At 42.8% G+C, this 19,892-nt stretch carries 20 protein-coding genes and 2 tRNA genes; 13 read left to right on the forward strand and 9 right to left on the reverse strand.

Going from position 1 to position 19,892, the window contains the following annotated elements; translation table 11 throughout:
* Window positions 1–18 precede the first annotated feature (18 nt).
* The 4 genes from ihfA (at window position 19) to ACYUCY_RS12970 (ending at window position 2,250) form a co-directional block, all read left to right on the forward strand.
* A complete protein-coding gene (gene ihfA / locus ACYUCY_RS12955; protein ID WP_460226926.1) occupies window positions 19–324 on the forward strand; it encodes an integration host factor subunit alpha in 306 nt (101 codons plus the stop codon).
* Entirely contained in the window at window positions 305–661 is a 357-nt protein-coding gene (locus ACYUCY_RS12960; RefSeq protein ID WP_460226927.1) for a MerR family transcriptional regulator, read from the forward strand. The genes ihfA and ACYUCY_RS12960 overlap by 20 nt, the downstream gene beginning before the upstream one ends.
* Window positions 662–835: 174 nt before the next feature.
* Window positions 836–912: transfer RNA gene (locus tag ACYUCY_RS12965), tRNA-Pro, on the forward strand.
* 315 nt (window positions 913–1,227) lie between these two features.
* Window positions 1,228–2,250 (forward strand): hypothetical protein, encoded by a 1,023-nt coding sequence (locus tag ACYUCY_RS12970; protein WP_460226928.1) that lies wholly within the window; start codon window positions 1,228–1,230, stop codon window positions 2,248–2,250.
* 118 nt (window positions 2,251–2,368) lie between these two features.
* On the opposite strand, the gene pcaQ is transcribed toward ACYUCY_RS12970, so the two are convergent.
* Both pcaQ and pobA read right to left on the reverse strand, forming a co-directional pair.
* A complete protein-coding gene (gene pcaQ / locus ACYUCY_RS12975; protein ID WP_460226929.1) occupies window positions 2,369–3,283 on the reverse strand; it encodes a pca operon transcription factor PcaQ in 915 nt (304 codons plus the stop codon).
* Window positions 3,284–3,487: 204 nt separating this feature from the next.
* Window positions 3,488–4,672 (reverse strand): 4-hydroxybenzoate 3-monooxygenase, encoded by a 1,185-nt coding sequence (gene pobA, locus ACYUCY_RS12980; protein WP_460226930.1) that lies wholly within the window; start codon window positions 4,670–4,672, stop codon window positions 3,488–3,490.
* Between the two features lie 137 nt (window positions 4,673–4,809).
* Between pobA and ACYUCY_RS12985 the strand changes: the two genes are divergently transcribed.
* Window positions 4,810–5,742, forward strand: coding sequence for a helix-turn-helix domain-containing protein (locus tag ACYUCY_RS12985; RefSeq protein ID WP_460226931.1), 933 nt, complete (start codon window positions 4,810–4,812; stop codon window positions 5,740–5,742).
* Between the two features lie 23 nt (window positions 5,743–5,765).
* Window positions 5,766–6,062 carry a YciI family protein gene (locus ACYUCY_RS12990; protein WP_460226932.1) on the forward strand — a complete coding sequence of 99 codons (297 nt, stop codon included), beginning with the start codon at window positions 5,766–5,768 and terminating at the stop codon, window positions 6,060–6,062.
* Here ACYUCY_RS12990 and ACYUCY_RS12995 read toward each other — a convergent pair.
* The gene (locus tag ACYUCY_RS12995) at window positions 6,059–7,705 is read right to left on the reverse strand and encodes a Na/Pi cotransporter family protein (protein WP_460226933.1); all 1,647 of its coding nucleotides are present in this window, start codon (window positions 7,703–7,705) and stop codon (window positions 6,059–6,061) included. The genes ACYUCY_RS12990 and ACYUCY_RS12995 overlap by 4 nt on opposite strands.
* 230 nt (window positions 7,706–7,935) lie before the next feature.
* On the opposite strand from ACYUCY_RS12995, the gene ACYUCY_RS13000 reads away from it, so the two are divergent.
* The gene (locus ACYUCY_RS13000) at window positions 7,936–9,327 is read left to right on the forward strand and encodes an FAD-binding oxidoreductase (protein WP_460226934.1); all 1,392 of its coding nucleotides are present in this window, start codon (window positions 7,936–7,938) and stop codon (window positions 9,325–9,327) included.
* A 26-nt stretch (window positions 9,328–9,353) separates the two neighbouring features.
* Here the strand turns inward: ACYUCY_RS13000 and ACYUCY_RS13005 are convergent, their stop codons facing one another.
* Window positions 9,354–10,232, reverse strand: coding sequence for a hypothetical protein (locus tag ACYUCY_RS13005; protein WP_460226935.1), 879 nt, complete (start codon window positions 10,230–10,232; stop codon window positions 9,354–9,356).
* A 624-nt stretch (window positions 10,233–10,856) separates the two neighbouring features.
* Between ACYUCY_RS13005 and ACYUCY_RS13010 the strand changes: the two genes are divergently transcribed.
* From ACYUCY_RS13010 to queF, 4 genes are all read left to right on the forward strand, one after another.
* Entirely contained in the window at window positions 10,857–11,315 is a 459-nt protein-coding gene (locus ACYUCY_RS13010) for an Hsp20 family protein (protein WP_460226936.1), read from the forward strand.
* 221 nt (window positions 11,316–11,536) lie between these two features.
* Entirely contained in the window at window positions 11,537–12,466 is a 930-nt protein-coding gene (locus ACYUCY_RS13015; RefSeq protein WP_460226937.1) for an ABC transporter ATP-binding protein, read from the forward strand.
* Window positions 12,463–13,236, forward strand: a complete 774-nt coding sequence (locus tag ACYUCY_RS13020; protein WP_460226938.1) for an ABC transporter permease — start codon at window positions 12,463–12,465, stop codon at window positions 13,234–13,236. The genes ACYUCY_RS13015 and ACYUCY_RS13020 overlap by 4 nt, the downstream gene beginning before the upstream one ends.
* A gap of 195 nt (window positions 13,237–13,431) precedes the next feature.
* The gene (gene queF / locus ACYUCY_RS13025) at window positions 13,432–14,265 is read left to right on the forward strand and encodes an NADPH-dependent 7-cyano-7-deazaguanine reductase QueF (RefSeq protein ID WP_460226939.1); all 834 of its coding nucleotides are present in this window, start codon (window positions 13,432–13,434) and stop codon (window positions 14,263–14,265) included.
* 19 nt (window positions 14,266–14,284) lie between these two features.
* Here the strand turns inward: queF and ACYUCY_RS13030 are convergent, their stop codons facing one another.
* Entirely contained in the window at window positions 14,285–15,640 is a 1,356-nt protein-coding gene (locus ACYUCY_RS13030; RefSeq protein WP_460226940.1) for an adenylate/guanylate cyclase domain-containing protein, read from the reverse strand.
* Between ACYUCY_RS13030 and ACYUCY_RS13035 the strand changes: the two genes are divergently transcribed.
* A complete protein-coding gene (locus ACYUCY_RS13035; RefSeq protein WP_460226941.1) occupies window positions 15,630–15,779 on the forward strand; it encodes a hypothetical protein in 150 nt (49 codons plus the stop codon). The genes ACYUCY_RS13030 and ACYUCY_RS13035 overlap by 11 nt on opposite strands.
* Before the next feature lie 257 nt (window positions 15,780–16,036).
* On the opposite strand, the gene ACYUCY_RS13040 is transcribed toward ACYUCY_RS13035, so the two are convergent.
* A complete protein-coding gene (locus tag ACYUCY_RS13040) occupies window positions 16,037–16,498 on the reverse strand; it encodes a hypothetical protein (protein WP_460226942.1) in 462 nt (153 codons plus the stop codon).
* Window positions 16,499–16,873: 375 nt separating this feature from the next.
* Here ACYUCY_RS13040 and ACYUCY_RS13045 point away from each other — a divergent pair.
* Window positions 16,874–16,961: transfer RNA gene (locus ACYUCY_RS13045), tRNA-Ser, on the forward strand.
* A gap of 351 nt (window positions 16,962–17,312) precedes the next feature.
* Here the strand turns inward: ACYUCY_RS13045 and ACYUCY_RS13050 are convergent.
* The 3 genes from ACYUCY_RS13050 to ACYUCY_RS13060 all read right to left on the reverse strand — a co-directional run bounded on the left by ACYUCY_RS13050 (window position 17,313) and on the right by ACYUCY_RS13060 (window position 19,891).
* Window positions 17,313–17,735 carry a c-type cytochrome gene (locus tag ACYUCY_RS13050; RefSeq protein ID WP_460226943.1) on the reverse strand — a complete coding sequence of 141 codons (423 nt, stop codon included), beginning with the start codon at window positions 17,733–17,735 and terminating at the stop codon, window positions 17,313–17,315.
* 128 nt (window positions 17,736–17,863) lie between these two features.
* Window positions 17,864–18,445, reverse strand: a complete 582-nt coding sequence (locus tag ACYUCY_RS13055; protein ID WP_460226944.1) for a Tll0287-like domain-containing protein — start codon at window positions 18,443–18,445, stop codon at window positions 17,864–17,866.
* Window positions 18,446–18,541: 96 nt separating this feature from the next.
* Window positions 18,542–19,891 carry a cytochrome c3 family protein gene (locus ACYUCY_RS13060; protein WP_460226945.1) on the reverse strand — a complete coding sequence of 450 codons (1,350 nt, stop codon included), beginning with the start codon at window positions 19,889–19,891 and terminating at the stop codon, window positions 18,542–18,544.
* Between the last annotated feature and the right edge of the window lies 1 nt (window position 19,892).

A 19,892-nucleotide genomic window follows, 5' to 3' on the forward strand; every position in this document is an offset into this window, starting at 1 on the left:
TGAAGGGGCTTCACTCCAATGAACGGAGCGCTAACAAAAGCTGATCTAGCTGAAAAGCTGTACGAAGAATTGGGCTTGAATAAGCGCGAAGCAAAAGAGCTCGTGGAGCTTTTCTTTGAAGAAATTCGCCATTCTCTGGAAACCAACGAACAAGTTAAACTCTCCGGTTTTGGAAATTTTGATTTACGGGACAAGAGCCAGCGCCCAGGACGTAATCCTAAAACCGGCGAAGAAATACCTATTACTGCTCGACGTGTTGTTACTTTCAGACCCGGGCAAAAGTTGAAAGCTCGAGTAGAGGCCTATGCTGGAACCAAGCAATAACGATCAATTACCAGCAATTCCCGGTAAGCGTTATTTTACGATCGGCGAAGTGAGTGAACTTTGCGCCGTAAAACCGCATGTCTTACGTTATTGGGAGCAGGAATTTCCCCAGTTAAAACCCGTCAAGCGTCGCGGCAACCGCCGTTACTATCAGCGTGATGACGTGCTTACCATCCGCCAAATCCGTGCCTTGCTCTACGATCAAGGTTTTACCATTGGTGGTGCTCGACAGCAGATGTCTGGCGATGGCGCACAAGTTGAAAGTACTCAGTTCAACGAACTAGTGGAACAAATGGTTAACGAGCTAGAAGAAGTCCTGAAGCTGCTCAAGCTTTAGTTTGTATTTCCTTTTTAGACCCCTCTTTTTTGAAGCCGGTTTAGCTGGTGTAGAATCCGTATTCAGTTTAGGCGAATTCATTGATTTGGCCGATTCAGATATTGCATTCAGAAGGAGGTAAGGTATTATTCCGCCTCTTTTAAAGCCCGTTCCCCCCAGGGTAAAAAGAGATTTCGGAGTGTAGCGCAGTTTGGTAGCGCACCACACTGGGGGTGTGGTGGTCGTCGGTTCAAATCCGGCCTCTCCGACCAAATTAATCTTTAATATCAACAACTTAAAAGCCCATATCTTTTGTGGGCTTTTTTGTGTCCGCGATTTAAGTCCATATTGAGTCCAAATATAAATACCGAAGTCATGGCTTCGGCATATAGCCCGATAAGCTTGTTGACGAACAAGCAAGTGGACGCTATCTTTGCCTGCCTTAAATAGGCAGTATTTTACTTAAGCAATAAATAGTTTTGATAGACCTAGCATTTTGAGCTGGTTTTTTGAGCCACATACTTGTACAAAAAGCCGTTTATAAGACCTCACTTTTAAAAGTAGACAGACCCCGGAGCGTGTTGCAAATGAGACAAACAAATTCAAAAGTGCATTATGGATTATTGGCGGGCTTAGCAATTCCTATGCTGTTCGGCTTTAGTGCCACGAACGCCGCAGATTATGAAGTGCCGCGTTTGGCGAATGGACAGCCAGATTTACAGGGCGTATGGACAAATTCGAGTCTTACTCAACTTACGCGTTCTCGACAGTTTAAAGACTTAGTCATTACTGAGCAGCAGGCCAGTGCAATTGCTCAAGGTCGCGCGAAAGCCAATGAAAACGCTTTAAAGCCAACGGATCCTAATGCGCCGGCGCCGACAGCGGGCGGTGGTGGAGTAGGGGGTTACAACAATTTTTGGTTAGACCCTGGCGATGCTTACGCACAAATTAATGGCGAGTACCGCAGTAGCTGGATCGTCGACCCTGCTGATGGTCAAATTCCTTATACCGAAAAAGGGCGAAAAACTTTTCAGGAGCAAGCTTCTCTTTACCGAAATAATGTTGATGATCCGGAAGGGCGGCCAATGGCTGAGCGTTGCATTATTGGATTTGGTTCTACCGGTGGGCCACCTATGATTAATGTGCTTTACAACAACAATTACCAAATTGTGCAGTCAGATGACGCGGTAATGATATTGGTGGAGATGAACCACGATGCCAGAATTGTTCGCTTAAATTCGGAACACATTCCGAGTAGCATGACGCCTTGGTTGGGCGATTCCATTGGTCATTGGGAGGGAGATACTTTAGTCGTTGAAACGACTAATTTGAATCCAGGTGAGCTATTGCGACTTAATTTCAATCAATCATTTTATCTTTCACGAAACGCTAAAATCGTAGAGCGTTTTACTCGTACTTCACAGACAGGAATTTTATACGCCTTTGAAATTACCGATCCCGAGATATTCACGCAGACTTGGAAGGCAGAAATGAAGTTTAATGCCGTCGAAGACAACGTATACGAATACGCTTGTCACGAAGGTAATTACGCTTTACCCGGAATTTTAGCGGGTGCGCGCTTGGAAGAGAAAGAAGCTAAGAAGAAGTAATTAAATTCGAATCTTTTGATTATTCAATCGCAAAACCTCGAACGTGGTAATCGCGTTCGAGGTTTTTTGTTTTGCCGTCGATACTTTTTTCTATTGCTATTGTTTTTGGTAAGACGACTTATTGCGGCCTTGCGACCGTTTTAATAGCTCGCATAAACAATCTGAGCGCATCGGAAGGATTGCTATCTGTTCGAGTTGTTAAGCCTACCGGTCCTTGCGTATGCTTGTTATCTACCGTCAGCTCACTCAAGAAACCCAAGTTGATATCTTGCGCAACAATGCCGCGAGAAATTATCCATACTGCATCAGTTTGAGAAACGTAAGAGCGGCCAAATGATTGTGAGACGGTTTCAATTCTTTTCGGCAACTGTGCAATACCTTGTGTGATGAGAAAGCGATCGACGGTACTGCGGATAATCGCTTCTTCTGTGGGTAATAACACTTCGTAATCGACAATTGATTGTAAGTTAAACTCTTTCTGATTCAGAAGCGGATGTCCGGGTCTTACGACAAAGCAGATTCGTTCCGAATATAAGTGAGTAAAACTTAAACCTTTCATTAGCGCTGGTTCGGCTAACCTGCCAACCATGAGGTCTAAATTTGCCATTCTCAATTGTTCAAGCAAATAGGTGTTGGGCCCACTGTAGATACGCAAGGTAATATCTATATCTTCTTGTTTGAAGTGCCGTACCGCCTTAGGCATTACTTGCGCCGCGACGGTTGGAAGAACACCGACAGAAATTGAAGTGCCACCGCAAGCTTTCGATTGGACGATGCTATCCATGCCTTGTCTAAGTGAGGTAAAGCTACTGGTTGCATGATTTAAAAATAAATCTCCAAACGCAGTTAATGTGGCACCCTTTTTTGAGCGTTCAAATAAGCGTACACCGAGAATATCTTCTAGTTCGCGAATTGTTTTAGAGATGGCAGGCTGAGTAATTGAAAGGTTATCCGCCGCTAAAGCAAATTTCTTTTTGTTTGCGATTTCTAAAAAGCAGGTAATGTGGCGTAACTTTAGTCGATTATCGAGCATCTTAATTAGTTCCCGACGAGATTGGCAAAAAGCGCCGTGACATCGCTTTCGCTAAACGATTCCGCTCGTCAATTAGTGATAAGTATTTGCGAGTAAAGCAAGTGTTATTACATTGCTAGGTGTTGTGTAAAAATTTTTTGCCTATTTATTTTTATTTGTGTTCTTTGTGCGCGTTCCTTGTATGGTTGCCGTTCCTGATTCATTTTATTCAAAAATTTCAAATGGTAGTCCTACATAGTTTTCCGCAACGACAGTTTGCCCCGCAGTTGAGCTAAAAATGTAATCTAACTCGGATAATTGAATTTTATGTTCGATGGGGTCATCGTTGAAATTATGAGTAAGAGAAGTAAACCACCAGGAAAAACGAACAGAAGCCCAAACTCTTCGTAACGCAACTTCTGAATATCGATCGAGTAAATCTGTACTTCCAGTTTTGTAAAATTTAATAAATGCTTTTGATAAATAATTAATATCAGCCGCGGCTTGATTTAGTCCCTTGGCGCCCGTGGGTGGCACGATGTGAGCGGCGTCACCGGCAAGGAATAATTGGCCAAAACGCATGGGCTCAGCAACAAAGCTTCGAGTTGCTGCAATACTTTTCTCTATCGACGCGCCGGTAATTAATGCTTCGGCATTTTGTTTCGGTAAACGTCTCCGTAGTTCGTCCCAAAAAGCGTCATCACTCCAGTTGTCAACCTTGTCATCGCTGCGAACTTGAATGTAATAGCGGCTGCGAGTGAGTGAGCGCATTGAACAAAGCGCGAATCCACGCTCGTGATTCGCATAAATTAATTCTTCGTCAACTGGAGGTGTTTCAGAAAGAACACCAAGCCAACCGAAAGGATAAACCCGCTCAAAGTTTCTTATCATTCCACTTGGAATACTGGCGCGAGAAGGGCCGTGATAGCCGTCACATCCAGCAATAAAATCACAATCTAGCGTTGTTTGTTGATCGTTATGACGGAAATTTACTTGTGGCTTGTGCCCTTCTAAGTAGTTTACCGGCTCGACGTTTTCGGCATTGAAGATAACGGTGATTGAGTCGTCACTCAGTACCACATCATAAAGATCTTTAGTGAGTTCGGTTTGTCCGTAAACAATGACGTTTTTTCCCGTGAATTTATTCATGTCGATTCGTTCTTGGCGTCCATTAAACGCTAGGCTGAACCCTCCATGAATCAAACCATGTTGGTCCAAGTTGTCGACGACCTGCGCTTCACGCAATAAATCGACAGCGGTTTGTTCGAGAATACCTGCACGAATACGTGCTTCAACATATTCGCGGGTTTGACGTTCAACAATGACAGAAGGAATACCTTGTAAGCTGAGCAAGCGAGCGAGTATAAGGCCCGAGGGGCCAGCACCAATTATGGCGACTTGAGTTTTCAAGGCAATTCTCCGTAACGTTAATTATTCTTGTGTTTGCACTATTCGCGAATATTTTGAAGTGTACGGCGCTTAAAAGCCTTTCGCTTGGATGATTTGCATACATTACTTGCACTTTTGAGGACTTTTTAGGATTATGCGTGTCAGTGATCAAATCTGATAATTACGCCTTGGCCAGTGCTGCTATGTCCCCCCAGAAAATTCCTGTTTATAAGCTATATGGAGAAAGCGCACCTTGGGCTACGGCGGAACCTCTGCACTATGAAGATATTCAGCAGCGAAGCGCATTGTTTAATTGGGAGATTAGCCCCCATCGGCATGACAACTTGTCGCAACTTATTTATGTTAAAAATACTTCGAAAATGACCCTGGATGGAAACCATATAAATTTGATTGGCCCTAGTGTGGTGGTGATACCGCCGTTAACTGTACATGGTTTTACCTTCAATGAAGAAGCATCGGGTCATGTAGTTAGCTTTCCTCAAGCTCTATTGCACGAGCTGTTGGCATTGACGCCCAATGTTACCCCGCAATTTGAAAAGGCTATCGTTCTTGAGCTTTCGAAGGACAAAACCCTAAGAAAAAATATTTCATTTTTACTCGATAGTTTTGCTTCAGAATATCAACATAATCGAGCGGGAAAATTGTCTGCAATGATGTCGTTGTTGACGCTCTTATTAGTCATGATTAGCCGCGAAGTCACTAGCGAGCACATTAATCATTCAGTAGATCGATATAAGCTGAGAATGGATAGGTTCAGTCATTTAGTGACCCAGCATTACAAAGATGCAAAACCTATCTCTTTTTACGCGAAAAAATTGGGCGTTTCGACTTCGCAACTTAATAACACCTGTAAAAAGGAAACGGGCCAATCGGCGCAACGCTATATCCATATGCAAATTTTATTGGAGGCGAAGCGTTTGTTGGCTTATACAGATTTACAGATTACAGAAATTGCTTATTCCTTAGGTTTTAACGATCCCGCTTATTTCACTCGTTTTGTTCATAAATATACCAATGAATCCCCCTCATTTTTTCGCCGAAGTCATCGTCGACCGGATCAATTAATGTAGCTAAATTTTTAAGGAAATAAATTATGTATTTCGTCGTTTTTACTACCGATAAACCAAACAGTCTGGCTTTACGCGAAGCAACTAGACCTGAACATTTAAAATATCTTGGCGCTCATACGCAAGCGGTAAAGTTAATACATGGTGGCCCGACGTTGAGCGAAGCGGATGAAACCATGAATGGAACGCTTATTATTGCTGAAGCTGAATCAATTCAAGCAGTGCAGGAGTTAATGGCGGGAGACCCTTATTCTAAGGCGGGGCTGTTTGAAGACGTTCAGATTCGGCCTTGGGTATGGGGCTTGGGAAATCCGAAAAATTAAACAGATATTGCTGCCTGGGATCTATTCCAGGTTTGCAGTCCGAGTAAAATATTTTTCGTAGCGTGATGAATCTCTCTGTTGACGTTTAGTTGAGTAGACGTCAAGGCGTCTTCGGTATGCAGTTTGTTGGCATGTTCATAGACGAGTTTATCCATTTTTTGCTGGTGTAAATCATTATTGCTTATTAACTTGCTAAGTTCTTCTTGAACAAAGGTGGTGTCGTGGCTTTCTATCGCGTAATTGAAAATTTGGCGATATAGTTCTTGCTGATATTGTCTTTGTAGAGAAAACAGCTCACGAACATGTTGAATGCTGGAATCTTCGATGCTATGTAAATTTCGCGTAATGTCTTTTAGTGTTTTTGCACTATAAATTATGGCTCGCGCGACTTCGATTAAGCGTGTAATGGTTTCAGTTTGTTCTGTTTGTAATGCTTGTTCCTGTAGTCTCAGCGTAAAACGCAAAATTTCACCTTCTTGCCTTTTGATATCTTCGTAGCGTTCACTAAAATCCATATCGCTAATCTTGTAGCGGCCAAGTAATGTTTCTTCCTTAATACCGATATCTGAAAAATCTAATTTGAAGTGAAATAAATTTAGATACACAGCTTGTAACCAAAGTTCTTTTATAGAATTGACCAGCGCGGGCATTGCGGCATCAGGAACAGTTGTCGGGATTTTGTTAAGTAACGATACAACGCTGCGATCATCTTGAAATATTTTTTGTATCCAAAGACTAAAAATATTTAAAAAAGGCAGAAACAAGATAAGACCTGCAAAATTAAAAAGGCTATGGAAAACGACCAAACCATACAGGGGGTCAGAAACATTCAGTATCGCTAATACTGAAGCGAGAAAAGGCAACATTAAAAAGAAAGCGCTAAGATCGACGACTACATTAAAGAAACAGTGGGCGAAGGCGAGCTGTTTTTTTATCGTATTTCCAGTCAGGCTTCCCAATATTACCGTACTCGTCGTGCCTAAATCAGCGCCGATAACCACCGCGGCGGCTTCTGGTAAGCTTATTAGCTGAGAGTTTAATGCCGCCAGTGCCAGCATCATCATTGCGGAACTTGATTGTATTAATGCGGTGAGGGCCATGCCAACGAGCAAGTAGACAAAGGCATGATGACCTTGCAAACTATCGAGCGAGAAAGCTTCTTGTATCCCAGCGACGCTGTCCTTCATGTGGGATAAACCGAAAAGCAGCAAGCCAAGCCCAAGAACTAAGAGACCGATTTCACGGCTTCGCGATTGCTTGCTGAGAATGACTTGAACAAATCCTCCGCAAGCAATTAAAGGTAGCGAGAATTTTGCGATATCTAATTTGAACCCCAGAAAAGTAACAAGCCAACCGGTGAACGTTGTGCCAAGGTTAGCTCCTAATAAAACACCTATTGCATTGACTAGGGGAATTACGCCAGCGCTGGCGAAGGCCAGCACGATTAAACCAACCAAGGAGCTACTCTGTAATATTGTGGTTAATACAATACCGCTGAAGGCGCTCGATACCGGAGTTCGAGTTGAATTGCTTAGCCAAGTATTTAGCCTGCGACCACTTAAGTTCTTGGCTGCGGTTTCAAGTTGAGACATTCCATAAAGAAATATCGCCAAACCGACGAAAAGATTAAGCAGCGTAATCATCGAATAGATACTCGCGTTGTAAGAAATATAATGTTCAAGTCGTTTGTTAGTTTTTGTTACTGTTTATTTAGGCCGTAACGAAGTCGTGAATACCGGATGGTGAAAAGTATACATAGACAATTTAGGAGTGTCATACACTTCAATTTAAAATAGAATTGGTGGTTTTTGAATCGTGAGTATTGAAGATTCGAAGCCACACTGTCAAACATGATGTTTATTGGGGGGGTATTTTGAATACGGGAAGTATTATTGCGGGGCTAGAAGCGATCGTTGATGATGGCCGAGTGTTGACCGACGATGATAATTTGAAATTCTATGGTGTCGATCGAACTAAAAAGTTTGAGCCAAACCCCTTGGCTATTGTATTTCCACGCAACCTTGAACAAGTTCAAAGAATTGTCCTATTCGCCAATCAACATAAGTTGCCCCTGGTTCCTTCGGGTGGACGCACCGGCCTGAGTGCTGGAGCAGTGGCGACTAATCAGGAAGTCGTCGTCGCGTTTGACTTAATGAACAAGATCGAAGAGTTCGATCCGATAGCCTGTTCGGTGCGCTGCCAAGCCGGAGTTGTGACCGAACAACTTCAAAATTTTGCTGAAGAAAATCATTTATTCTATCCAGTAGATTTTGCGTCATCGGGTTCTAGTCAGCTGGGTGGGAATATTTCTACTAACGCAGGCGGTATTAAAGTTATTCGCTATGGTCTAACCAGACAGTGGGTGATGGGGCTAACGGTTGTCACGGGAAAGGGAGAGGTTCTACGATTAAATGACAAGCTCGTTAAAAATGCTACGGGATATGACTTGCGGCAGCTTTTTATTGGTGCGGAGGGGACGCTCGGTTTCGTTGTTGAGGCGACGATGAGATTAACGAAAATTCCGCAAGACCCTTCTGTTATGGTGTTGGCGACGCCCAGTATAAATTCAGTGATGACTTTACTGGCAGCCTTTAGAGAAAAAATTAAACTCAATGCCTTTGAAGTATTTTCCGACAAAGCGATGACGATTGTAACAAAGGTGCAAAACCTGCAAAGACCTTTTGCGGAAACGAGTCCTTATTATGTTCTTTTGGAGTTTGATAACAACGAAACAGATGATGCCGCTGAAGCAGCAATGGAAATATTTGAATCTTGCTTGGAACAAGGCCTGATTGTTGACGGTGTGATTAGCAAAAGTAAGGCCCAAGCCCAATCCTTATGGCAATTACGCGAATTTGTCAGTGAGTCGCTATCCGCTTACACGCCTTATAAAAATGATATTTCTGTTGCGGTCTCAAAAATTCCAGAATTTATTCATGACATCGAGAACGTGATTCGGAACGAAAATCCGGATTTTGAGATTGTTTGGTTCGGCCATATTGGTGACGGTAACTTACATTTAAATATTTTGAAACCGGATCGTTTGGATCGAGACGATTTTTTTCGTCGCTGTGAACAAGCCAATGAAAAAGTTTACGCGTTGATTGAAAAGTTTTCAGGAAGTATATCGGCGGAACACGGAGTGGGCTTATTAAAAAAACCGTACCTACACTTTAGCCGATCAGAAGCTGAAATCGGCTATATGCGCTCGATAAAACAAATTTTTGATCCCAATAATATTATGAATCCAGGGAAGATTTTTTAATTTTTGGGTCGATTGAGTTAAGGTTTTTAGGCGTTTATTTTTTGAAGTACTCTGATCAATTGTGATATCGCCTTTGCTACTTCATTAGCGACGCGTTCGTTTTCTCTTATTTGTATCCAAGGCTGTTTGGTTACCGGATGGCGAATCCAACAAGAGGACGCTGTGTTGCCGCAATCGAAACTAATAGTTGGGCTTAAGCCGTACACTGGAAATCGATCTTCGCGAAAGGGGTCGCTTTCTGCGTCGCCTATTTTATTAAGCGAGACGACTTCGCCAGCAGAGGTGGAATTGATTCGGTGTTGGCTTGGTGTACCTAAACGGCTACCTGCAATCACCCCCTCGTTGGTGTAAGCATTTTCTTTTAATAGTTTGTTAATGTGAGCAGCGAGTGCGAGTCTTGAATCACTCAGTCCATATTGATTGCGAAGACCGGCGACGTATTCTTCGGTGGTACCGCTTAAACGAATTTCGACTTTTTCATTAATGGAATCGGTATTGAGTGAGGCAACGGCTTGTTTCTGATTTTGTTTGCGTTCAATGTCAGTTATTAAATTCAGGGCTTCTCTGTAGTAAATTCCTTCGTTACCTTCTTTGTCCACATAGCTTTCTAACTTTTCTCGCGCTTGTTCTAACTGGCCACTACGTTGTAACAATCTGCCATTTAAAAAATCATAGTCAGCGGGTAGCTCAATGCCTAGTTGACTGGCTCTGTCTAGAAGTTCGGCAGCCTGATCAAAATCACTGATTGCAAATGCCTGTTCCGCTGCCATCAGCAGGCGATCGGCTTCATATTCGGGCTTGAGGCTGAGTGCTGCAGACGCCCAAAGAAAAGACGTTAGTGCGAAAGACAAGAATAAAAGACCTTGTACGTGCTTGCTTATCATTTTGGGGAAAGAAAGTTTCATGATTTATCCGGAATGTAAATTTGCTTCAAATGAAGAATGTTTCTTAAGGCCAAAGAAACTATAAAACATGTTCAATGGCAGCCCGCGATGTTGCTTTGAAAAATTTAGTGTAGGTATGTTCCCTTGACTTACTAAAGCTGTCAATGAGTGGCTTCACAGCTTGAGTAGTTCAATATGTTTTAACTTTAATAGGCTCCGATAACTATTTGATATAAAAAGATTATTTGCCCATATCTTGGGGCTTTTCGCTAGTTCGGTAGACCGGCTAGAATCTGCTTTATGTAGAATGTTTGGGCTTTAGATGGGTAAGGGCCCTGATAAACAGATGTGGCCGCTGGGTCCTATTGTGGACATAAACCCTCACTTAAGCTCAGTAGTTCTGGCTTCGATGGCCATGTAGTTAGGTTGGGCTAGGCCGTCTGCAGTAACGTGAATTATTCCTTTTTTTTGAACGCCAAACTTGAAAAGAAAATCCCTTATCCCAATATCTTTTAAGGTGTCGGCCGGAATGTCTGGCGATACGTCGAAGATACCTTCGATTAAACTTTGCCCTATTGGGCTAAAAAACCTTGGCTTGATTCATTGAATAAGCCACTTATATTGCTTAATTGCGAGGATATAATTATGCGTACATTAGATTTTGCACCACTTTACCGATCTTCAATTGGTTTTGATCGTATCGCGAATTTGTTGGATAGCTTACCTGTGAACCAGCAAAGTCAATCAAACTATCCGCCTTATAACATTGAGGTTGAGAGTGAAAACGAATATCGAGTTTCAATGGCAGTAGCCGGTTTTGATCGCGATGAACTTGAAATTGAATCAGAACAAAACACCTTGGTTGTTCGCGGCAAGAAAAGAGAAGAAAAAGAGGAAAGAAAATTTCTTCATCAAGGTATTGCCGCGCGAAACTTTGAAAGGCGTTTTCAGTTAGCCGATTATGTTCGAGTAAGTGGCGCTAACCATGAAAACGGCTTGCTTCATATTGAGCTAGTTCGCGAGCTACCGGAAGTCATGAAACCGAGATCGATCGAAATTAAATCTCAAGCTGCACCGGAAAAAAGAAAGTTGAGTGCCGCTTAGCCAATTGAGATCTTTATTTCTAACGACAAGGCCAGGATTCTATCCTGGCCTTGTTTTATTCTACCCGCGGACAAAAACTAATACGGCTAGTGTTGCATACCGTTCATTACCTTCAGCCTATTTGAAAGGCTGGGCTAATGTTATCGTCATAACGCTTGCATATTTATCCATAGGCGGGTTGAATAGGCCGCATTTTTTATCCTAACTAAATCAGCAAAAATATGACTGTAGCACTGTCCATTCAGAACCTTAGTAAAATCTACGATAATAAATTCGAAGCCTTAAAAGGCATTAGCCTGGAAGTTCAACCAGGGGATTTTTTCGCGTTGCTAGGCCCTAACGGTGCTGGTAAGTCGACAACGATCGGAGTGATAAGCTCACTGGTAAAAAAATCTGGGGGTAATGTCGCTATTTTTGGCAAGGATATTGATCAAGATTTCTCCGCTGCGAAATCAGAATTGGGCGTAGTCCCACAAGAGTTCAATTTTAATCAGTTTGAAAAAGTTGAAGATATCGTTATCAATCAGGGCGGTTATTACGGTATTCCATTGGCGATAGCTAAGCAGAGAGCGGAAAAATATTTGCGTAAGCTTGGTCTTTGGGAGAAACGCAGGGATAGCTCACGGAGTTTGTCTGGGGGGATGAAGCGGCGATTGATGATTGCCCGAGCTTTGGTGCATGAGCCTAAACTTTTGATTTTGGATGAGCCAACAGCCGGTGTTGATATCGAATTGCGGCGATCGATGTGGCAGTTTTTGCAAGAGATTAATAAAGCGGGTACGACGATTATTTTAACTACTCATTATTTAGAAGAAGCGGAAAGCTTGTGTCGAAATGTAGCAATTATTGATAAGGGTAAGATTGTCGAGAACACCAGTATCAGAGCCTTACTGCAAACTCTGAATAGAGAAGTTTTTATTTTAGATACCAAGGAAGTGTTATTACCTGAGATTGAAATTGGATCTTATCAAATTTCCCGAGTAGATGATCATTGCATGGAGGTGGAGATAGAAAAAGGCCAATCACTGAATGATTTGTTTGATTGTCTGTCGGAACAAGGGGTCAATATTACCAGTATGCGTAATAAAGCAAATCGTCTAGAAGAATTATTTGTATCATTGGTTGAAAATGGGCGAGGGACTCAACAATGAGTGCTCAACAACAGCTCATCGCCTTAATAACAATTACTCGAAAAGAAGTTAAGCGCTTTTTACGAATTTGGGTGCAAACCCTTATCCCTCCTGTCATCACCATGGCTCTGTATTTTGTAATTTTTGGAACCCTGATAGGTTCGAGAATAGGCGAAATGGGTGGTTTTGATTATATGTCCTTCGTCGTCCCCGGTTTGATTATGATGTCGGTGATTACGAATTCGTATTCTAACGTTGCCTCGTCTTTTTTTAGTACTAAATTTCAACGAAGTATTGAGGAAATATTAGTTTCGCCAACACCGAATTATATTATTTTGCTGGGCTTTGTCTTGGGTGGTGTGATGCGCGGGTTGGCAGTTGGAGCCATCGTCACTTTTGTTTCATTGTTTTTTACCGATCTTTCTATTGAGCACTGGGGGATTACCGTTAGCGTTGTTGTTCTGACGGCTATTTTATTTTCTATTGCCGGTTTCTTAAACGCGTTATTCGCTCGAAGCTTCGATGATATTAGTATTATTCCGACGTTTATTTTGACTCCCTTGACCTATCTCGGTGGAGTTTTCTATTCAATTTCTTTGCTTCCCGATTTTTGGCAAGTCGTATCAAAATTGAATCCCGTTCTTTACATGGTGAATTCTTTTCGCTACGGGATACTCGGTATATCGGATATCGATATTAAAATAGCCTTCGCATGTATTATTGGTTTTATCATTCTGTTGGGATCTATAGCCCTGTATTTATTGAACGCGGGGCAGCGCCTGCGGAGTTAAGTAAATAGCCCGTTGGTCGGCTTGGCGGACGGAGGTGTAGATAAATTACCTTATAATCCTCACTTTCGGTGACGGCTTTGGTGGCATCGGGTTTTAGCTTCGCTGGTCATGACCTTCACCGCAGAACCCAGCCACTAACGCTTAGTCACTTGCAGCTAATTCAATGATTATTTGGTCAAGTGCAACGAGGTTGAGATGGGCGAGCCATCAGTTATCATGTCCCCTTTGGGAAAAAAATCTACGTATACATCTGTCTATACGCCCTCATTGCTGTGCCCACTTCCCCGTTCTGAATATAGAAGCCCACTCGGTATAGATAATGATTCCTTGCCGTTCAAGGGTATGGACCTTTGGACTGGCTATGAATTGTCGTGGCTGAATGCTCAGGGCAAACCGCAAGTGGGTGTCGGTAAATTTTTGTTTCCTTGTAGTAGCTCCCATTTGATCGAATCTAAATCATTCAAATTGTATTTAAATTCATTTAATCAGACGCGTTTTAATAATAATAACGAAGTGGTTAAGACACTGGAGTCCGATTTGAGTACAGCGATTGGCGGCCCGGTGATGGTCAGTATTTTGCCTTTGGCAAAAGCGGCCAATGGCGGTGTGGGACATTTTGCTGGTGAGAATATAGATGGTTTAGACGTCTCAATAGATAGCTACTCGATTGACCCCAGCTTTTTGCAAATTGATGTGCATTCGCCATCACTTCGAGAAACTTTATATAGTGATTTGCTAAAAACGAATTGCCCAGTGACGGGACAGCCCGATTGGGCAAGCGTGATGATTTCCTATTTAGGTAGACCGATCGATCGTGAAGGTTTATTGAAGTACATTGTGTCTTTTCGTGAGCACGCCGATTTTCATGAAAGTTGTGTTGAAAGAATTTTTATGGATATTCTTGAAAAATGTCAACCGGAAGGTTTAAGTGTCTGCGCAAGATATACGCGTCGTGGTGGTTTAGATATCAATCCGTTTAGAACGAATTGTGGTGACGAATTGCCGGAATTTCGCTTAGTCCGACAGTAAGTTTTTTGAACTTATTATTCTAAATTATTACCTTATCTTTCAATCTCTCCGCAGCCTCCAATAGAGAGCGCACAACTTTATCTTTGTCGTAATTGCGAACTTTCTCAATATCTAAGTGCATTGAAAAGCCATCTATATTTTGCTCAAAATAACTTTGGTTTTTACCAAGGTCTTTTCTTAAGTCCACCACCTGATAAACCTGAATGGGCTGGCTAAAGCCCTTAACCAATATATCGCCTTTATCGCGACACATTATGACGTCTTTAATGAGCGACCACGTTTCGTAAGAAACTAAAATTTGACCAGGCTCTGCGGCAGTTTCTAGGCGGCTAGCGAGATTAACATGGGTGCCTAATACGGTGTAATCCAGATGCTCCGAAGTGCCATAGGTGCCAACAGTACAATAACCCGTGTTGATCCCCATGCGAATTTGCAAAGGTTTTTTAATGCCGCGTTTAAACCATTCTTGTTGTAGTACCTTCATACGTTTTTTAATCGCGATTGCCATCGCGACACAACGAATACAATCGGGTTTTATGCCCTGGGTTTCGTTGGTATCACCAAATACAATCATCACCGCATCACCCATAAACTTGTTTACGGTGCCGCCGTGTTTCGTAGCGATTTTGGTAATTTCAGTTAAAAAACTATTCAGTAATTCGGTGAGGGTTTCAGCTTCTAATTCTTCCGACATTTGACTGAAGTCTTTAATGTCACAGAAAAATATTGTTAGACGTTTGCGTTCTGTCGCCAAAGCGCGATCTCGACCTTCATTAATCGCCCGCCAAACTGGTGGCGGAAGGTAGCGAGAAAGTTTGTAGGCGCGCAATTTGTGGAGGTGCTGTTCATTTTGTAATTGTTCATTGAGCATTTTTAGTTTTCTAACTCTGCCGTAAGTGTAGAGGGCATAAGCGCAAAAATAAGTTGTAATGCCAATAAGGCTCGCGGCGCTTATTTCTAGGTTGCCGCTAAACACCCAGTTTGGGCGATGCAATAATAAACTAACGATGATCCCAGCGATCAGCGCAAGATTGTCTCCTGCCCATTTTTTTACACCACCTTGGAGGAGGGCATTAAATTGAATCATGGTGATGAAAAGGATGGAGGGTAGCAAGCTGAAATCGATTAAATTAATGACTACGCCAATTAGAGCGGCATCGCCATAGGTTAGGCGTTCCGCGATTAAAGCTGACTTCTCACGGTCGACGCGCTTGACGATGTAATAAGTTAAAAATGTGTAAGAAAGTAATATTACGATCAATGCAGCGCGAGCAATATCGACATTAGGCCATGTGAGGTCCGTCGCTAAAGTGCCGCTTGCCGCGAAGCAGATGAGTGCTCGAAAGTAATATTGGTATAAAGGAATGCCGGTCACGCTATTTCGTGACAAGGCTTTTGGTTTAGCTCTAGAAGAGGGCTTGTTATTAGGCTTTGCGACCATCAAAGACCTTCAGGCAAAAAGTTGTGTCGAGATTTTGATTTTTGCAGGGTATTGGACGCTGATTTTATTTTGATATGGTCCATGATTGTGTGCTCGCGAGGTCTCGTTTCTTGTTCATCTTTTAAGTGGGTGGTGTCTCAGCTGCCTATCATTGCTCTGTAATTTATCCTTGTAAGGCATTGTATCTACTATAGTTTGTGGAATTTACATCGTCAGACAATAGGCCAAAGCAATTGAGTAAACGGTTGTAATAAGCGCCGAATCAATGAACTAAGTTTTTTCGAAGGGTGTAAGGGGTATAGGTTTGGCGGGGTGCTGGTACTTTAAATTTTAATTCGTTTTTTGGAAATCCGTATAAAAATTAATAAGTTGAGAGAGTTTGTTAGAGAGAAATCTCCAGTCGGGGATGCCGTCAACACTAGCATTTAGTGCTTCTTTCTCGGCAACCAACACGGCATGTCTAAAAGCTGCGACTTGTAGCGGCATAGGGCTTTCTGGATCAAGGTCTAGCGCGATGTTATGACCAGGATCCAAGCTCTGATGGTAGTCCTTAGTGAGCTGGATTTGATGATTTATTTGCTCCTGGTAATTAGCGCTAACGGCAACTCTCTGGCTGTCTACGAGCTTCTTAGTGAGTTTTTCATTGATGATTTGGAACTGCTTTAGCTGCAATACTGCCAACGAAAGAGTCTTTTTTTGTTTGCGGAGGATGAAAACCAAGATTATGCAGATCACCAAAAGCACAACGCAAGCCTCAACAATCGCATAAGCAGCCCAACTTGATAATTCCATTGATTAATCCATTTCTGATTTCGTGGCTTAAAGTCTTAGAAAATTATGGTACACACTCGGGTGTTTTGCGAATGTTAAAAACAGCAACTTCATTGCGCTAGGAGGCTCTCTTGTGTAAAGTTAGCGCCCTTTTTCGGAGCTGGGATTTGTTCGGGGAACTGTAAGCTAAGGGGTCCGACTGGCTGAAGGAGCACCCGAGGGCATGCAAGCACACACTGGAAAGTGTGTAAGGCGCAAGTCTTCGAGGGTTCGACAAAATGCAACGCATTTTGAACCGAGCGAAGCGAGCTCGCAGAGTAAAACACCCCAAAGGTGTTTTAGTTAATCCCTCCCGTTGGTTAGAGAAACGAGTAAAGTGAATTAAAAAAAGTTTAAGGTGAGGTGTCCGAGTGGCTGAAGGAGCACGCCTGGAAAGTGTGTAAGGCGCAAGTCTTCGAGGGTTCGAATCCCTCCCTCACCGCCAATAAAAAGAATCGCCGAAAGGCGATTTTTTTTGGTGTAAGGAAGGGTGAGAAGCCTCGCCAGGTTCGACAAAATGCAGCGCATTTTGAACCGAGCGAAGCGAGCTCGCAGAGTAAAACGCCCCGAAGGGTGTTTTAGTTAATCCCTCCCTCACCGCCAATAAAAAGAATCGCCGAAAGGCGATTTTTTTTGGTGTGAGGAAGGGTGAGAAGCCTCGCCAGGTTCGACAAAAATGCAGCGCATTTTGAACCGAGCGAAGCGAGCTCGCAGAGTAAAACACCCTGAAGGGTGTTTTAGTTAATCCCTTCCTCACCGCCAACTTAAATCAAGGTTACGCTTTAAGCGCTGCAAATTATTTTTCCAACAATGACAACATATACTTGATCGCTTGCCGTATTTCTTCATCTGTTAAAGTGTCATTCCCTCCTTTAGCAGGCATGAGTTCAAAACCATTAATGGCATGCTCAACTAATGTATCCAGTCCTTGTGCAGCTCGGGGCTCCCACATCTTTTTATTGCCAAGTATCGGCGCATTGTTTAAGCCCGCAGCGTGGCAAGCTTTGCAAGTTTGATTGACGATCGCTTCACCTGCTGGAAGATCTGGGTCAGTCTTTTCACAGGCAGTGGTAACAATTAGTCCACAGACGATCGTCAAGTGAAAGAGGCGCTTTTGTGCAGTTCGAATGACTTGATTTAATGATAGATAGTGAATTGTTGAGCTGATCGCGAAATGTTTGCCAATCATCTTAATCGATCGCAGAGCAATTTTATTCATTTCATTCCCTCACGTTTTCATAAGCGCATAAGTTAGTGATCTTCATCGAAGGAGATAAAGCAAAGCAGTTTTCAACTATTGTTGATAAAGTTGCCAACACTTTCGACGATTACGTGGTTAATACTTTGTTAGATCGGAACACGTATGACTACGCCACCCATAACTTCGCCTATTTTAAAGTCTGTTTTGGGGCTGTCTTTATGTTCGTTGTGACATTTGGTGCAAGCTTCTGATACCGCAACGTCAGGGTAAACGGCAGTGAAATAAGTAATATCCCCCAATGTTTCTTCGCCGTAAAAATTTTCCCCAGGATTATCGGCAACAAATTGCAAGCCTTCTTTTTCCATAGCTGTTCTTGGCGCGTTCTGTTTATTGACTGGCCAAATGGATTGTAAGGAATAACTGAATTCATCAGTTTTTTCCGCGACAGCTTCCGCGCCCGCTCGAAACATTTGTGCGGGAAGAAGGGCGCCGTTATCGAGTTCATTCCAATGTTCATCCGGTTTGATGACTCCCGAGCCATTAGGTCCGAGTCGCTGAACAATTAGCTTGGTGTAATTCGCTCTATCAGAATTCATGACAGCGAAAAGAGAATCGGTATATAGTTTCGGTTCGATTCCGGAACTTTTTTCTTCTGCGGTGCAGGCGCTTAGAATCAGTAGCGACACTGTGACCATGGTTAGTTTGCTGAGTGTGTTGACAATTTTCATTGGATATTTACCCCTACGGTTTGGTGAGTGATTTTTGTAAATGACTTTTTGTTAATTAACGGTTGGTTGCGATAATGAAATCCTTGAACGATAGAATCATTGCTTCTCACGTTGAATGGCCATATCAATAGATTGAATATGAACACTTGGCGACCCGGAAAAATTATTTCTAACTAATTCTGAATCAGCCAAGGCGTCGATAGAAAAACCTAAGCCGTGGCAGTTCATGCAAACACTTCGAATCATCTTCTCGTTTGGCCTCAAATTTCCGTTTTGATTGTGTTGAACGTTGACAATATCGACTCCGTTTTTTGTGTGTGTTTCGCGCGGTAAGTGACAGCTCGCGCAACTCACGCCATGTCCGAATTCGATCTGCTCATTGACTTCTAGCTGAAACAGCTGAAAGTGAGGCGACTGTTTGAAGGCACGGCTGTGCTCATCGTTGTGGCAGGTTAAGCAAGCGTCGACGGCCGCGAACTGCGTGTCGTATTGATGGGAGTTGTGACAAGCTTGGCAATTTTGTTCTTTGTTCAAACTATCCTTGTGAAAATCTAAACGTGACGTTTTCGCAGGTGTTATTGGCCCTAATGTCGATGACAGTTGTTCAGATAATCGCATCCCATGTTTGCCACTGGTGAAACCCTGCACTTGAAATTCATGACAGATTTTGCATTCGCTTATACCGGGTTTGTTTATCCAAGCAGAATTTTTTGGTTGATGACAGTCACTGCAATTTACGTCCTTTCTGGCGTGAGTGCTTGTTTGCCATTCACCAACAAAAGGTTCTTTTAAATGCTCTAAGGGAGCGTCAGCTGGCAAGTTATATGTAATACCCGGACTGGGTAACTGGTGAGCGAATTGTTTAGGTTGGTTTTCGAAAAGCAGGGTAGGGAGTTTGCCGCCAATTAAAAGCTTGGGTTCGTTAGCGTGTTGAACAAGAAAATCTTCATATAGTGCGCGATTATCATGATAATTATGACAGCCAGAACTCGCACATGTGTCGAAGCCCATACCCGCGTGGCTAGGCCGATCTTCATCGATATTTTGATGGCATTGGAAACAATAGTCGGAAGGAATTGTTAGGCCCATAGCTAAAGTGTTTTGTCGTTTGTGCTCGCTATGGCAGGTGACGCAATAGCGAGCATCCAAAATTGCGACGCGATCAGCATTTCGAGGGTCGGTAAATTTCTTTCTTGGGTGCGAATCATCTGCGAGTGTCAGTTCTTGGCTGTGACAATTCAGACAAGCTGTATGTAATATTTCTGGGCCACCAAATGGCTCGGTATGGCACGTAGAACAGGCGAGTTCAATTTGATGATGGCCATGGCTAGTTTCTCCAATTAATAATGGGGATTTGTCTTCAGACCATTCAAATTGATAAATATAGTATGCCGCTAATGACAAACTACCTGCTCCCCAAATTAACCAAATAAATTTATTTAACAAT

This window comes from Aurantivibrio infirmus (assembly GCF_054767315.1).

Bases quoted from the DNA above. Each gene is read 5' to 3' on its own strand.
- ihfA (WP_460226926.1), top strand. From the start codon at position 19: ATGAACGGAGCGCTAACAAAAGCTGATCTAGCTGAAAAGCTGTACGAA.
- ACYUCY_RS12960 (WP_460226927.1), top strand. From the start codon at position 305: ATGCTGGAACCAAGCAATAACGATCAATTACCAGCAATTCCCGGTAAG.
- ACYUCY_RS12970 (WP_460226928.1), top strand. From the start codon at position 1,228: ATGAGACAAACAAATTCAAAAGTGCATTATGGATTATTGGCGGGCTTA.
- pcaQ (WP_460226929.1), bottom strand. From the start codon at position 3,283: ATGCTCGATAATCGACTAAAGTTACGCCACATTACCTGCTTTTTAGAA.
- ACYUCY_RS12990 (WP_460226932.1), top strand. From the start codon at position 5,766: ATGTATTTCGTCGTTTTTACTACCGATAAACCAAACAGTCTGGCTTTA.
- ACYUCY_RS12995 (WP_460226933.1), bottom strand. From the start codon at position 7,705: ATGATTACGCTGCTTAATCTTTTCGTCGGTTTGGCGATATTTCTTTAT.
- ACYUCY_RS13005 (WP_460226935.1), bottom strand. From the start codon at position 10,232: ATGAAACTTTCTTTCCCCAAAATGATAAGCAAGCACGTACAAGGTCTT.
- ACYUCY_RS13010 (WP_460226936.1), top strand. From the start codon at position 10,857: ATGCGTACATTAGATTTTGCACCACTTTACCGATCTTCAATTGGTTTT.
- ACYUCY_RS13015 (WP_460226937.1), top strand. From the start codon at position 11,537: ATGACTGTAGCACTGTCCATTCAGAACCTTAGTAAAATCTACGATAAT.
- ACYUCY_RS13020 (WP_460226938.1), top strand. From the start codon at position 12,463: ATGAGTGCTCAACAACAGCTCATCGCCTTAATAACAATTACTCGAAAA.
- queF (WP_460226939.1), top strand. From the start codon at position 13,432: ATGGGCGAGCCATCAGTTATCATGTCCCCTTTGGGAAAAAAATCTACG.
- ACYUCY_RS13035 (WP_460226941.1), top strand. From the start codon at position 15,630: ATGCCGGTCACGCTATTTCGTGACAAGGCTTTTGGTTTAGCTCTAGAA.
- ACYUCY_RS13040 (WP_460226942.1), bottom strand. From the start codon at position 16,498: ATGGAATTATCAAGTTGGGCTGCTTATGCGATTGTTGAGGCTTGCGTT.
- ACYUCY_RS13050 (WP_460226943.1), bottom strand. From the start codon at position 17,735: ATGAATAAAATTGCTCTGCGATCGATTAAGATGATTGGCAAACATTTC.
- ACYUCY_RS13055 (WP_460226944.1), bottom strand. From the start codon at position 18,445: ATGAAAATTGTCAACACACTCAGCAAACTAACCATGGTCACAGTGTCG.